Consider the following 12,570-nt stretch of genomic DNA (forward strand, 5'->3'; position numbering starts at 1 on the left):
AGAGGGACTGTTTGCGGATCACCGCCACGTTCTGTAAGTAAACATTGTGGTCTTTACCGAGGGCGAGTTACATGGCCAAGATACGTGGCATCGACGATCTTACCTGGCAGCAGCTCCTAGACGAGATCAATCGTGGCGGAAAGTTCGTCTGTTTCCAATATTGCTTCTCGATCATCGTGCTGACCTTCCGTCGCTCGACCGACGTCTACTTCATCCGAGCCGGGGAGAACGCCTCCCGTCATCATCTGCCCTATACGCTTTTGTCCCTGGTCGCAGGATGGTGGGGTGTCCCGTGGGGTGTGATCTACACGCCGGCCGTATTGGCCACCAATCTCTCCGGTGGCAAGGATGTCACCGCCTCGATCCTGCGCCAGATTGCGCCAACGGCCTGATCGGCATCGAGTGCCCGAAGCCAAGTCGCTACTGCAGCAGGCCCTTGACGATGCCGCTGGCCTTGCCGAAATCCATCTGGCCGGCATATTTCGCCTTCAGCGCGGCAATCACCTTGCCCATGTCCTTCTGGCTCGCCGCACCAGTCGCTGCGATCGCTTCGCGCGCGGCCGCGGTGACGGCGGCGTCGTCCAACTGCGTCGGCAGGAAGCCGCGGATGATCTCCATCTCGCCACGCTCCTGCGCGGCCAGATCCGGGCGCTTGCCGTCCTCGAACGCCTTGGCCGATTCCTCGCGCTGCTTCACCATCTTGGCCAGGATCTGCAGGATCTCCTCGTCGCTGGCGGGGTCCTTGGCCGAGCCGCGATTGGCGATGTCGCGGTCGTGGATGGCGGCCTGGATCAGCCTGAGCGTCGGCAGGCGGTGCTTGTCCTGCGCCTTCATCGCGCTTTTCAGGGATTCGGCGATTTTTGCGCGCATGATGCTTTCTCCTTCGAACGGCGCGGACAATAACCGCGGCCCATCCGCAAAGCAAACGCGCCAAAGCCCTGATATCGTTCGACGAAACAAATGCTCGCCGTTTTTGGCACGGGCATCATTGACCGCTCTGGCGCCTTCCCCTATGTACTCGGCCTTGCACAAGACAAAGAATTGATGCGCGCAGGCTCGAGAGATCGGCCGCGCCGTTTGCTGCGCAGATGGCCCGCCATCGAAGCGCGCAGCGTGACAGGAGCGTCGCCATGGCCGAGATGACCCCCGAACTGACCCCGCCTTGGGCAACCGAAAAGCCGACCGCCGTCCTGGTGCTGGCCGACGGCACCGTCATCGAGGGTCGCGGCCTCGGCGCCACCGGTTCCGCCGTTGCCGAAGTCTGCTTCAACACCGCGCTCACCGGCTACCAGGAAATTCTCACCGACCCGTCCTATGCCGGCCAGATCGTCACCTTCACCTTCCCGCATATCGGCAACATCGGCACCAATGACGAGGACATCGAGGACTTGAACCCGGTCGCCCGTGCCGGCGCCGTCGGCGCGGTGTTCAAGGCCGATGTCACCAACCCGTCCAACTACCGCGCCGGCACCGGGCTGGACCAGTGGCTGAAGAAGCGCGGCATCGTCGCGCTGTCGGGCATCGACACCCGGGCGCTGACCGCGCTGATCCGCGAAAAGGGCATGCCCAATGCCGTCATTGCGCACGTGCCCGACGGCATCTTCGACATCGACGATTTGAAGCGGCGCGCCGCCGCCTGGTCGGGCCTGATCGGGCTTGACCTCGCCAAGGAAGTCACCTCCGGCCAGTCCTCGGTCTGGCGTGAAACGCCCTGGGTGTGGAACGAAGGCTTTGGCGAACAGGCCGAGCCGTCGATGCACGTCGTCGCCATCGACTACGGCGTCAAGCGTAACATCCTTCGCCTGCTTTCCGGCCTCGGCGCCAAGGTCACCGTGGTTCCGGCCGGCACCGGCTCGGAAGAGATCCTGGCCATGCAGCCGGACGGTATCTTCCTCTCCAACGGCCCCGGCGACCCGGAAGCCACCGGCGACTACGCCGTGCCGGTCATCCAGAACCTGCTGAAGACCGACATCCCGGTGTTCGGCATCTGCCTCGGCCACCAGATGCTGGCCCTGGCGCTCGGCGGCAAGACCGCCAAGATGCACCAGGGTCATCACGGCGCCAACCACCCGGTCAAGGATCATACCACCGGCAAGGTCGAGATCGTCTCGATGAACCACGGCTTTGCCGTCGATGCCGACTCCTTGCCCGAGGGCGTCGAGGAAACCCATGTCTCGCTGTTCGACGGCTCCAACTGCGGCATCGCGCTGACCGGACGTCCGGTGTTCTCGGTCCAGCACCACCCCGAGGCTTCGCCCGGCCCGCAGGATTCGCACTATCTGTTCCGCCGCTTCGTCAACCTGATCCGCGAAAAGCGCGGCGAGGAACTGCTGGCCGAACGGGTTTGATTTTACAGGTCTTCGCCTAGCCGTTGCCCAGATCGTGATGCTCCGAATAGCCGGAGTTACAAACGCGGCGCGATTGCCCTTGTCTTGGGTCAATGGAATAAACCGGTCAACCGGTCTGTTTGTGACGGCGCGAAGCGACGAAGGCTTCGAGAGCGCCGACGGCATCCCCTGAGCCCAAGCCCTCCTCATCGCTTCGCTTGCGCGCCGCATTAACGGACGAAGCACACACCTATGGCGGGTTCGAAGTTCGCGCCTGGGTAACCTTACGCCACCGGCCGGCCTTCGCTGGCCTCCAGTATGGCGAACCATTGCTGGCGGTCGAGGCTGATCTCCAGCGCCTTGACCATGGCGGCCAGCCGCTCGGGCTTCATCGTGCCCAGCACCGGCGCCAGCCGCGCCGGATGACGCAGCAGCCAGGCGATGGCGACGGCGGCGAGGTCGCCGGCGCCGATCTCGGCAGCCACCGCCGCGATTGCCGCCCTGACCCGCGCCTCGCGCCCTTCCTTGCCGGTGAACAGCAAGCCGCCGCCGAGCGGTGACCAGACCATCGGCGCATAACCATGCCTATGCGCGTGATCGAGGCTGCCATCGGTCAGCGCATTGGTTTTCAGCACCGACATCTCGATCTGGTTGGTGGCCAAGGCAAACGGCAGCCGTGAAGCCAGAAGGTCGAACTGCGACGGCGTGAAGTTGGAGACCCCGACCGCCCTCACCTTGCCTGACTTGACCAGCCCGGCAAGGGCCGCCGCCGTCTCGTCGGCATCCATCAGCGGATCCGGCCGGNCCTTGCCTGACTTGACCAGCCCGGCAAGGGCCGCCGCCGTCTCGTCGGCATCCATCAGCGGATCCGGCCGGTGCAGCAGCAACAGGTCGAGATAGTCAGTGCCGAGATTGGCGAGCGAACGGTCGACCGAGGCCGCAATATGGGCCGCACTGGTGTCGTAATGCTTCAGCCGGTTCTGAGGCCGGTTGGCCGATGCCAGAATGATGTCGCATTTCGAGATCAGCTCGATGCTGTCGCGCTTGCCCTTCCAGCGTGACAAGCCGGCGCCAAAGGCAGCTTCCACCTGGTAATGCCCGTAAATATCGGCATGGTCGAAGCTGGTCAGGCCGAGATCGACCGCAGTGCCGATCAGCCGCGCGACCTGATCGGCGTCCGGGCGCGCGGCGCTGTCGAGCAGGCGCCAGGCGCCGAACACCAGCCGCGACAGCGACAAACCGTCCTTGGTCAGCTTTATGCGGCTGTCATGGCTCATATCTGGGCTCCATCTTCCGCAGCGCCGGTGGCAACGCTTTTCACCGCCGTCGGCCTCGCAACTTTCGTTACAAAGACAATGACGGCAAGCGTCAGGAAGCACGCGCCAACCAGATAGGGCGCGCCGCCGAACACCACGGGCGCATTCGGCCCGGTGAACCAGGAAAAGATCGCGGTGTACAGCAGCGGCGTGATGATCGAGGTGATCGAGAAGATCGACGTCATCGCACCCTGCAATTCGCCTTGCGCCGATGGCGGCACCTTGGCGGCGGCAAGGCTTCTCAGCGGCGGATCGGCCAGTGCTTCGAGGCAGCCGACGACGATCACCGCATAGATCATCCAGCCTTGCGAGGCGAAGGCGTAGCCGAAGGCGCTGGCCGCAGTAAATGTCAGGCCGATCACCGCCGTCCTCCATTCGCCAAGCTTGGGGATCACGCGCGGCAGCACCGTCGCCATGACGATCGCCCCACACAGGCCGAAGGCGCCGAGCGAGAAGCCGATCTGCTGCTCGCTCCAACCATAACGATAATTGGACACGAACGACCACACCGCAGGATACATCATGTGGCCGAGCGTCATCAGGAAGAAGGCGAGCCCGATCCAGCCGATGCCCTGATATTGGCGCATCTGCAGCAGCGTGCCGACCGGGTTGGCGCGTTTCCACTCGAAGCGGCGGCGGTGCTTTTCATCGAGCGTTTCAGGCAGGAAGAACATGGCGATGAGGAAGTTCACGAAGGCAAGCCCGGCGGCAAAGTAAAACGGCACTCGCGGCCCGAACGTGCCGAGCAGCCCGCCCAGCACCGGCCCAATGACGAAGCCGACGCCGAAGGCGATGCCGAGCAGACCGAAATTCTTCGCCCGGTTGTCGTCGTTCGAGATGTCGGCAATGAAGGCCGACGTCGTCGAATAGCTGGCGCCCGAAACGCCGGCCAGCACGCGGCCGATGAACAGCATCGGATAGGACCAGGCGATGGCGCAGATCAGATTGTCGATCGAGAATGTAAGCACCGAGGCAAGCAGGATCGGCCGCCGCCCGAAGCGGTCGCTCAATCCACCCATGATTGGCGCGAAGAAGAACTGCATCGCCGCATAGACGAAGAACAGCCAGCCGCCTTCGATCGCCGCTTCGCTGATGCCGACGCCGGAAAGCTCCCTGAGAAAGGCCGGCAACACCGGCATGATCATGCCGAAGCCGATAATGTCGAGCAGCAGCGTGGTGAAGACGAGCGCAAGGCCCCGCCTGGCGGTTTTGGGGTCGATCATGATGGCGTCTGCTCCCTGAGACCGCCCTTGGGCGGGCGCCCGTTATAGGCGAGGCGCCACTTTGGAACAATAGGAGAACGCCTCAGGCGTTCTCCTCCTGACATCTGTTGCCGGTGGTGAATCGGCCCGCCGACGGATGCGCTTTGGACCGCGGTCGGCTGGAACTTGCGAGCGCCTCAAACCGGACCGGTCAGCGTGTTGCAGTCCGACAGCTTGCCGCTCTTGTAGCCGCGCGCCAGCCAGGTCTGCCTTTGTTGCGACGTCCCGTGGTTGAAGCTTTCCGGAACGACATAGCCCTGCATCTTCTTCTGCAGCGTATCGTCGCCGATCTGCTTGGCGGCGTTGAGCGCCTCTTCGATGTCGCCCTGTTCCAGAATGCCCTTCTGCGCGGTGAAATGCGCCCAAACGCCGGCGAAGCAGTCGGCCTGCAGCTCGATGCGCACCGACATCTGGTTGGCTTCCGCCTCACCCATCGACTGCCGCATCTGGTTGAACTTGGGCAGGATGCCGGTGAGGTTCTGCACATGGTGACCGACTTCATGAGCGATCACATAGGCTTGGGCGAAATCCCCCGACGCGCCGAACTGCTGGTCGAGCTGCTGGAAGAAGGTGGTATCGAGGTAGACCTTGTGGTCGCCGGGACAATAGAACGGTCCGGCTGCCGTCGAGGCGGAGCCGCAGGCCGAGCGGATCTGGCCGCTGAACAGCACAAGCTTCGGGTCCTCGTATTTCAGGCCCTGCGACTGGAAGATGCCGGTCCAGGTCTCTTCGGTCTCGGCCAGCACGGTCGCCACGAACTGCTTCATCTCGTCGGAAGCAGGCGTGCCGGCGCCGTCGTCCTGGCCGCCGCTGTTGTCGGTAATCTGGCCACCACCACCCGGCAGCACGCCGCCGCCCTCGCCGGTGCCCAGGATCTGCGACGGATCGAAGCCGAAATACCATCCGGCCAGCACCACGAGGACAACCAGCAGGATGCTGCCGCCGCCGCCGGTGCGGCCGCCGATCGGGATGCGGAACTGGCCAGGGCTGCCGCCGCCGAAACCACCACCGCCGCCGCTGTCGCTGCGCTCGTCCTCGACATTGTCACTCTGACGGCGGCCCTTCCAGAGCATGGCAACTCCCCGTATGCAAATTTTCGGCTGGCCTGGCCGATTGTCGTGGCCCAGTCCGACCCAACAGACAATTATCGCAATGGTTGCGCCAAGTCACAGTATTTTTCGTGGCGGCGGCATCGCGTTCGCACTCTGGTCGAGGCGGCATGCGCGCTGTAGCATCCGGTTCGAACGGGGGTGTCGGGGACTTGCGGACGATCGGTCGATTTCTGCTGCTGGCCGTGGTGCTATGCCTCGGCCCGTCGCCGGCGCGCGCCGTGACGCTCGATTCCAGCGTCGCCGTGACCGACCCCGAGACATTGCAGGCGCTTGAGCGTGGCGGCCTGTCGATCAGCCGCCTGCTCGGCCCGGCGCTGGGTCTCACGCGCGAGGTCGACAATCGCGGCCTGTTTTCGGTGCGCGCGCTGACCCCTGTCCGCAACGCCGTAAAGCAGGAGATCGCCGACGAGCCTGCCAATAGCCCCGATCCTTACGTCGCGGCCATGGCCAAGTCGAAGGACACCAGCCAGAAATTCAACCCGAAATACATCGACGATGACGGCTCGACGCTCGACCTGACCGGGGTCGTCAACCGCATGGACCGCGGCTATCTCGGCCACACCGAATGCGGCGAGATCAGGCTGATCTACCGCTTCCACTATTCGGTGGCGGAGAAGCCCACGAAGGGAAAGACAGCGCAACGCATCTCGTCGCGGCTGCCGCTGACCATGAGTCTGGTCTTCAACGCCAGGCCCGGCGAGGCTCGCCCCCGCGCTTCGAGAGACCGTCCAAGCGCCACCGCCGTTTCCTGTGCCGAAATCGCCAAGCGCTGGCTCGCCGCCGGCCAGAAGAACCTTGCGCCCGAGCAACTGGCAGCCTGGCTGCGCTCCGACGAAGGGCCGCTCTCCAACGCCATGCTGAATTCGTCGCAGATCATGCGGCTTGAGCTGAACATGCAGGTTCTCCGGCTGTCGGCCTCGAGCCGCCGCGACTTCGGTGGCCACGCCGAATATCTCCTCAAGATTTTCAAATGGGACCCAACGACGTCCACCTTCCAGGAATCGAAGATGGAGAACCAGATCGACCGGAAAGTGGTTCTGGCCGACCGGCCGGCCTTCGCCAAATGGCTGCTCACCGACCGCAACATCTACGATCTCGACCGCGGCCGGCTGGTCATCGACGACAAATTCCTGGCGACCAGCGCCGTCTCGGTCGCACCCGGCGGCATGGCCAGATCGCAAAACAACATCGCCTATGGGCTGCTCGATGATGCTGACATCGACAGGGCGTTGCAGGAATATGTCGCCAGGGGCAACACGCTGCGCAGCGTGAAATCGGTGGCCGGGTTCAATCTGCGTCTCAACGAAATGACCTGCACCGGCTGCCACCAGACGCACGGCATTGCCGGCTTCCACTATACAGGCGCCGATCCGGCCAACGAGCCGCGCCGCAACGCCGTCTTCGTCCCCGGCTCGGCGGTGTTCTTCGCCGACCTGCCGCGCCGCCGCGCGATCGTCGAGGACTTCGCCACAGGCGGCCATCCGGATTTCTCACGCGGCTTCGCCGCCCGTCCGGACGCCAAACTCGCCGAAGCGCTGAAAGGCACCGATCTCTACAATGGCTGGGGGTCGATCTGCTACAGTGGCGAGGATACGAGCTTCAAGGACTGGAACTGCGGCGAAAGCCTGCGCTGCGCCGGCGTCCATGAAAGCGACATCCATCCGGGCTTCGGCACCTGCGTCAGCGAGGCGGCCACCGCAGTCGGCGACCCCGTCGAGTTCGGCGAGATCAAGATGTCGAGCTGGGGCAGCGACAAATATTGCCGCCTGTCGCCGGCCACCGCAAAAGCCTGCGCCATCGATCCGGCGCGCGACAAGAAACCGGTAATCAAGCTCGCCGGCTATGGCGCGGCGCGCCAACGCTATGACAACCCCGAGCAGAAGACCGGTGGCTTTCCCGGGGGCATGCTGCGCAAGGCAAGCTGCGACAAGCTTCCCGACGAGGCGACTTGCGGCCGCCTGGCCAAGACCGGTTTCAACGACTGCATCGCGTCGGGCAAGGACCACAAATTCTGCACCAAGGAATTCACCAAGACCGCCGGCCTGCGCGCCTGCGACAAGGCGCATCCCTGCCGAGAGGACTATATCTGCACCGCTGGCTACGACGATCTGGCCGCAGCCAAGCCTGGCAAGGGCTCCTGCATTCCGCCCTATTTCATCTTCCAGTTCCGCGTCGACGGCCATCCGAGCAGCTGGGCGCAGGACACGGAGGAATAAACCGTAGTCTCAACCGGTTCAGATCTTCTGCTTGGTGCCGGCGCTCCTGCCATCCGAGCTTTTGGAGCGTTCCTCGAAACGCGCGGCGCCCTTCTTCAGCGGCTGGCCGGCTTCGGCCTCGGTCTTGCGTTCGTCCTTTGCCGCTGCCTGCCTCAAACCCTCGGCCGCCTGCTTGCCCTTCGCGGTCGGTGCCTGTTCGACGCCCATGTTTTCCTCCTTGGCGCGCAGCAATCACGCGCATCGTCAGGAGCAACGAGCCTGACGTGCGGAGGTTCCAGTGGTGCGGCGCCGACGCGACTCAGCGCGGCGCTATCATCGCCTTGCGAAAGGCTTCCAGCGTCTCGGCGCTGACATGGTGCTCGATGCCCTCGGCATCGATGCGCGCCGTCTCGGCGCTGACGCCGAGCGAACGCAAAAACGCTTCTACCGTCTGGTGGCGGATGCGGCTCTCTTCCGCCACCTTGCGCCCGGCGTCGGTCAGGAACACACCGCGATAGGGTTTTCTGGAAACGAGCCCGTCGGCGCACAGCCTGGTCAGCATCTTGGCCACCGTCGGCTGGGCGACACCGAGCCGCGCAGCAATATCGACCTGACGCGCCTCATTGCCGTCCTCGATCAGGTCGGCGATCAGCTCGACATAATCCTCGACCAGCGCGCCGCGGCGCGCCTCGCGCTGCTGCCGGAACCCTTTCGAATGAATCTCGGCGTCAGGCAGCGGCTCCTCGCGTCCAACCGGTCTGTGCTTCAGCGCCAACACGCGCTCCTTCCTATCTTTTGACAAGAATCGGCTTTGGGCAAAGCAATCGCCCTTTGCCATTCATAGCACGGGCTTAACTGTTCCAGCCGTTTATTTCCATTCCATGGTAGGCGCAACCGGCGTTTGCGATCCCCGGCCGGCCTGCCGGTCGGCGCAACAGGAAGCACATACAATGAAATATAGCCTATTGCATAATGTTGAGCCCTGGCATAGATAGGATGACGTCAACCGATCCACCCAGTGGAAAGCCCTCCATGTCCGAAGCTGACGCTACCTTGGGATCATCCTGGCGATTTGACAGGCCGGAGGACAATCCTCCCAGCCTGCGCGAGGTGAACTCCACGATCGCGGTGCCGCAGTCCGGCGTCTGGTTCCGTCGCCTGTTCGCCTTCATGGGACCGGGCTACATGGTCTCGGTCGGCTATATGGATCCGGGCAACTGGGCCACCGACCTCGCCGGCGGCGCCCAGTTCGGCTACACGCTATTGTTCATCATCATGCTGTCCAACCTGATGGCGATCCTGCTGCAGGCGCTTGCCGCCCGGCTTGGCATCGCCACCGGCCGCGACCTCGCCCAGGCCTGCCGCGCCTATTATCCGCGTCCCGTCAGTTTCGTGCTGTGGATCGCCTGCGAACTCGCCATCATCGCCTGCGACCTCGCCGAGGTGATCGGCACGGCGATCGCGCTGCAGCTTCTGTTCGGCATTCCGCTGATCGGCGGCGCGTTGCTGACGGCGCTCGACGCCTTCATCGTGCTGCTCTTGATGAACAAGGGTTTCCGCTATCTCGAAGCCTTCGTCATCGCGCTTTTGATCATCATCTTCGGCTGTTTCGCCATCCAGATCTTTGCCGCTGCCCCTCCGGTCGGCTCGATCCTGCATTCGATGTTCGTGCCGTCGACGGAGATCGTCACCAATCCGGCGATGCTCTACATCGCCATCGGCATCATCGGCGCCACGGTGATGCCGCACAATCTCTACCTGCACTCCTCGATCGTACAGACACGCGCCTATGAACGGACCGAAAAAGGCAAGCGCGACGCCATTAAATGGGCGACGACGGACTCGACCATCGCGCTCGTCCTGGCGCTGTTCGTCAACGCCTCGATCCTGATCGTCTCGGCGGTGGCCTTCCATGGCACCGGCCATCAGGATGTCGCCGAGATCGGCCAAGCCTTCGAGCTCTTGTCGCCACTGCTCGGCCTCGGCATCGCCTCCATCCTGTTTGCGGTGGCGCTGCTGGCCTCCGGCCTCAACTCGACGGTTACGGCAACGCTTGCCGGCCAGATCGTCATGGAAGGCTTTTTGCGCCTGCGCATTCCGCAATGGGCGCGCCGGCTGCTGACGCGCGGCATCGCCATCGTCCCGGTGGTGGTCGTCACCGCGCTCTATGGCGAAAAGGGCACCGGCCAGTTGCTGGTCTTCAGCCAGGTGGTACTGTCGATGCAGCTGCCCTTCGCAGTCATCCCGCTGGTGCAGTTCGTCTCCGACAAGAAGAAGATGGGCAACCTTGCCATTCCCCGCGGCGTGGCGGTCCTCGCCTGGGTCGTCGCGGCGGTCATCCTGGTGCTCAACTTCAAGCTGCTCTACGACACCGTCTTCGGCGTCGGCTGAGTTTCATTCCCGACCGCGACAAACCGGCCGCTTGCGCTATCTTGATCGCCATCATGACAAGTGTCGAAGACGCCAGGAAATTTTACGCGCAACTGATGGCGGCCAATGCCGGCTCGGCCGACCCGCGCCTCGAAGAGGCGTTTGCCACCGTGCCGCGCGAGGCCTTTCTCGGTCCCGGACCCTGGGCGGTCGTCGCCGGCAGGGCGCTCACCACCGGCAACGGCAAGATCATGACGCCGAGCGCCGATCCTGTTCACATCTATCAGGACGTGCTGGTGGCGCTCGATGCCGACAAGGGCATCAACAATGGCGAACCCTCCCTGCACGCCATGTGGATAGGCAGGATCGCTCCCAGACCGGACGAGGCCGTCACCCATATCGGCGCCGGCACCGGCTACTACACCGCCTTGCTGGCCCGGCTGGTTGCGCCCGGCCCGGTGACCGCCTTCGAAATGGAGGCCTATCTTGCTGCCAGAGCGACAAAGAATCTCGAGACCTACGGCAATGTAAGCGTCGTCCACGGCGATGCCGTCACCGGCGATCTGGCGCCGTCCGACATCATCTATGTCAATGCCGGTGTCGTCGCACCGCCGGCTCCTTGGCTTCGGGCGCTGAAAGCGGGCGGCCGCATGATCTTTCCCTGGCGTCCGTCCCAGGGCGTCGGCCTGGCCGTGATGGTAACCCGCAACGACAAGGGCTTTGCCTGCGACCCCTTCATGCGCTCGTGGTTCATCCCCTGCGTCGGCGCCTCGGCGGCCGGTTCGGCGGCCAAAATCCCCGACCTCCAGAAGGCGGCGCGCAGCCGTTCGATCTGGCTGACGTCAGACAGGGCGCCGGACCGGACCGCCACCGCCATCATCGGCGACGTCTGGTTTTCGTCGCAGGCGCTTGGCGGCGGGCGACGGCGGTAGGTACCCTTGTCGGCCGGCAGCGTTTTTTTGCCAACGCCTGTCGGGCGGCCGCCGGCCTGTCCGTCCTTAGATCGAAATCCGGCCCTGACGGCGCGGATCCTGGAAAAGGAAAATCCAATGCGAAAGATCATCGCTTCCACCTTCGTCAGCCTCGACGGCGTCATGCAGGCGCCAGGCGGCCCGGAAGAAGACCCGGTTGGCGGCTTCGAATTCGGCGGCTGGACGTTCCACTACTTCGACGAGGTGGCGGGGGTGGCCATGGAGGAATTGTTCTCCAAACCCTTCGCCCTGCTGCTCGGCCGCAGAACCTACGACATCTTCGCCGCTTACTGGCCGTATCAGAAAGATGCCATCGGAGATGCCTTCAACCCTGCGACTAAATATGTGGCGACGCATCGGCCGGATTCGCTCACCTGGGAAAATACGCAATGGCTTGGAGAAGATATCGTCGCGGCGTTGCGCCGCCTCAAGAAGGAAGATGGGCCTGACCTGCTCATCCAGGGTTCGAGCGAGCTGATCCAGACTTTGCTGGCCAACGGGCTGATCGACGAGATCCGGTTGATGATCTTCCCGCTGCTGCTGGGCAAGGGCAAGCGGCTGTTCGATGGTGGTGCGATGCCCGCCGCTTTCAAGCTGGTCAAGTCGCAGGCCACTACCACAGGCGTCATCATGGCGACCTACGAACGCGGGGGTGAGGTCAAGGTCGGGTCGTTCGCTACGCAGAAGCCGTCAGAGGCCGAGCTCGAGCGGCGTAAGAACTGGAAGTAACAGGGACAGGCTTGGCACCTTTCCTCTCCCCCGATCGACGGGGGAGAGGAAATGCTGTCCGAACCGGATAGATAGGTAACAGAATGGACCGATAGCATGGGTGACAGTTTTCTTGTCCGCCGGAGGACCGGCTATGGTTTGGCGAGAGACTGGCATCATGGACGAGCGGCTACGGGTTGTTGTGGAGTGTCTTTCTGGGGATGAGACGATGGTTGCGCTTTGTGCGGCCTACGGGATCTCACGCAAGAACGGCTACAAATGGCTAGGACGCTATCGGACGTTTGGGCC

13 protein-coding genes are annotated in these 12,570 nt (G+C 63.6%); 7 read left to right on the forward strand and 6 right to left on the reverse strand.

The window, feature by feature from the left end:
* Nucleotides 1-71 precede the first annotated feature (71 nt).
* Complete coding sequence (locus X757_RS140780) at nt 72-392, forward strand: hypothetical protein (protein WP_031251574.1); 321 nt, start codon at nt 72-74, stop codon at nt 390-392.
* A gap of 28 nt (nt 393-420) precedes the next feature.
* On the opposite strand, the gene X757_RS140775 is transcribed toward X757_RS140780, so the two are convergent.
* A complete protein-coding gene (locus tag X757_RS140775) occupies nt 421-870 on the reverse strand; it encodes a GatB/YqeY domain-containing protein (protein WP_032996366.1) in 450 nt (149 codons plus the stop codon).
* 260 nt (nt 871-1,130) lie between these two features.
* Between X757_RS140775 and carA the strand changes: the two genes are divergently transcribed.
* A complete protein-coding gene (gene carA, locus X757_RS140770) occupies nt 1,131-2,348 on the forward strand; it encodes a glutamine-hydrolyzing carbamoyl-phosphate synthase small subunit (RefSeq protein WP_084629662.1) in 1,218 nt (405 codons plus the stop codon).
* Between the two features lie 263 nt (nt 2,349-2,611).
* Here carA and X757_RS140765 read toward each other — a convergent pair whose 3' ends face one another.
* From X757_RS140765 to X757_RS140755, 3 genes are all read right to left on the reverse strand, one after another.
* Nucleotides 2,612-3,604: an aldo/keto reductase family oxidoreductase gene (locus X757_RS140765; protein WP_023727455.1), complete on the reverse strand. Its 993-nt coding sequence runs from the start codon at nt 3,602-3,604 to the stop codon at nt 2,612-2,614.
* On the reverse strand, nt 3,601-4,866 hold the full coding sequence (locus X757_RS140760; RefSeq protein WP_023689748.1) for a TCR/Tet family MFS transporter: 1,266 nt from the start codon (nt 4,864-4,866) through the stop codon (nt 3,601-3,603). The genes X757_RS140765 and X757_RS140760 overlap by 4 nt, the downstream gene beginning before the upstream one ends.
* A gap of 176 nt (nt 4,867-5,042) precedes the next feature.
* A complete protein-coding gene (locus tag X757_RS140755) occupies nt 5,043-5,978 on the reverse strand; it encodes a neutral zinc metallopeptidase (protein WP_023705842.1) in 936 nt (311 codons plus the stop codon).
* Between the two features lie 188 nt (nt 5,979-6,166).
* Between X757_RS140755 and X757_RS140750 the strand changes: the two genes are divergently transcribed.
* On the forward strand, nt 6,167-8,233 hold the full coding sequence (locus X757_RS140750) for a hypothetical protein (protein WP_031251575.1): 2,067 nt from the start codon (nt 6,167-6,169) through the stop codon (nt 8,231-8,233).
* A gap of 18 nt (nt 8,234-8,251) precedes the next feature.
* On the opposite strand, the gene X757_RS140745 is transcribed toward X757_RS140750, so the two are convergent.
* A complete protein-coding gene (locus tag X757_RS140745) occupies nt 8,252-8,440 on the reverse strand; it encodes a hypothetical protein (RefSeq protein ID WP_023697073.1) in 189 nt (62 codons plus the stop codon).
* A gap of 91 nt (nt 8,441-8,531) precedes the next feature.
* Nucleotides 8,532-8,987, reverse strand: a complete 456-nt coding sequence (gene mntR / locus X757_RS140740; protein ID WP_023672433.1) for a manganese-binding transcriptional regulator MntR — start codon at nt 8,985-8,987, stop codon at nt 8,532-8,534.
* Between the two features lie 257 nt (nt 8,988-9,244).
* Between mntR and X757_RS140735 the strand changes: the two genes are divergently transcribed.
* The 4 genes from X757_RS140735 to X757_RS1000000169465 all read left to right on the forward strand — a co-directional run.
* On the forward strand, nt 9,245-10,603 hold the full coding sequence (locus tag X757_RS140735; protein ID WP_023672432.1) for an Nramp family divalent metal transporter: 1,359 nt from the start codon (nt 9,245-9,247) through the stop codon (nt 10,601-10,603).
* A gap of 53 nt (nt 10,604-10,656) precedes the next feature.
* Nucleotides 10,657-11,514, forward strand: a complete 858-nt coding sequence (locus X757_RS140730) for a protein-L-isoaspartate O-methyltransferase (protein WP_023727457.1) — start codon at nt 10,657-10,659, stop codon at nt 11,512-11,514.
* 117 nt (nt 11,515-11,631) lie between these two features.
* Nucleotides 11,632-12,282, forward strand: a complete 651-nt coding sequence (locus tag X757_RS140725) for a dihydrofolate reductase family protein (RefSeq protein WP_023727458.1) — start codon at nt 11,632-11,634, stop codon at nt 12,280-12,282.
* 133 nt (nt 12,283-12,415) lie between these two features.
* Nucleotides 12,416-12,570, forward strand: a 155-nt coding sequence (locus X757_RS1000000169465; RefSeq protein ID WP_023727459.1) for a helix-turn-helix domain-containing protein, incomplete at its 3' end; no start/stop codon positions are given.

This window comes from Mesorhizobium sp. LSHC412B00 (assembly GCF_000503035.1).
Lineage (GTDB): Bacteria > Pseudomonadota > Alphaproteobacteria > Rhizobiales > Rhizobiaceae > Mesorhizobium.

What these genes read in the sequence shown, in the direction of transcription:
- X757_RS140780 (WP_031251574.1), top strand. Translation starts at nt 72, where the DNA reads ATGGCCAAGATACGTGGCATCGACGATCTTACCTGGCAGCAGCTCCTA.
- X757_RS140775 (WP_032996366.1), bottom strand. Translation starts at nt 870, where the DNA reads ATGCGCGCAAAAATCGCCGAATCCCTGAAAAGCGCGATGAAGGCGCAG.
- carA (WP_084629662.1), top strand. Translation starts at nt 1,131, where the DNA reads ATGGCCGAGATGACCCCCGAACTGACCCCGCCTTGGGCAACCGAAAAG.
- X757_RS140760 (WP_023689748.1), bottom strand. Translation starts at nt 4,866, where the DNA reads ATGATCGACCCCAAAACCGCCAGGCGGGGCCTTGCGCTCGTCTTCACC.
- X757_RS140755 (WP_023705842.1), bottom strand. Translation starts at nt 5,978, where the DNA reads ATGCTCTGGAAGGGCCGCCGTCAGAGTGACAATGTCGAGGACGAGCGC.
- X757_RS140745 (WP_023697073.1), bottom strand. Translation starts at nt 8,440, where the DNA reads ATGGGCGTCGAACAGGCACCGACCGCGAAGGGCAAGCAGGCGGCCGAG.
- X757_RS140735 (WP_023672432.1), top strand. Translation starts at nt 9,245, where the DNA reads ATGTCCGAAGCTGACGCTACCTTGGGATCATCCTGGCGATTTGACAGG.
- X757_RS140730 (WP_023727457.1), top strand. Translation starts at nt 10,657, where the DNA reads ATGACAAGTGTCGAAGACGCCAGGAAATTTTACGCGCAACTGATGGCG.
- X757_RS140725 (WP_023727458.1), top strand. Translation starts at nt 11,632, where the DNA reads ATGCGAAAGATCATCGCTTCCACCTTCGTCAGCCTCGACGGCGTCATG.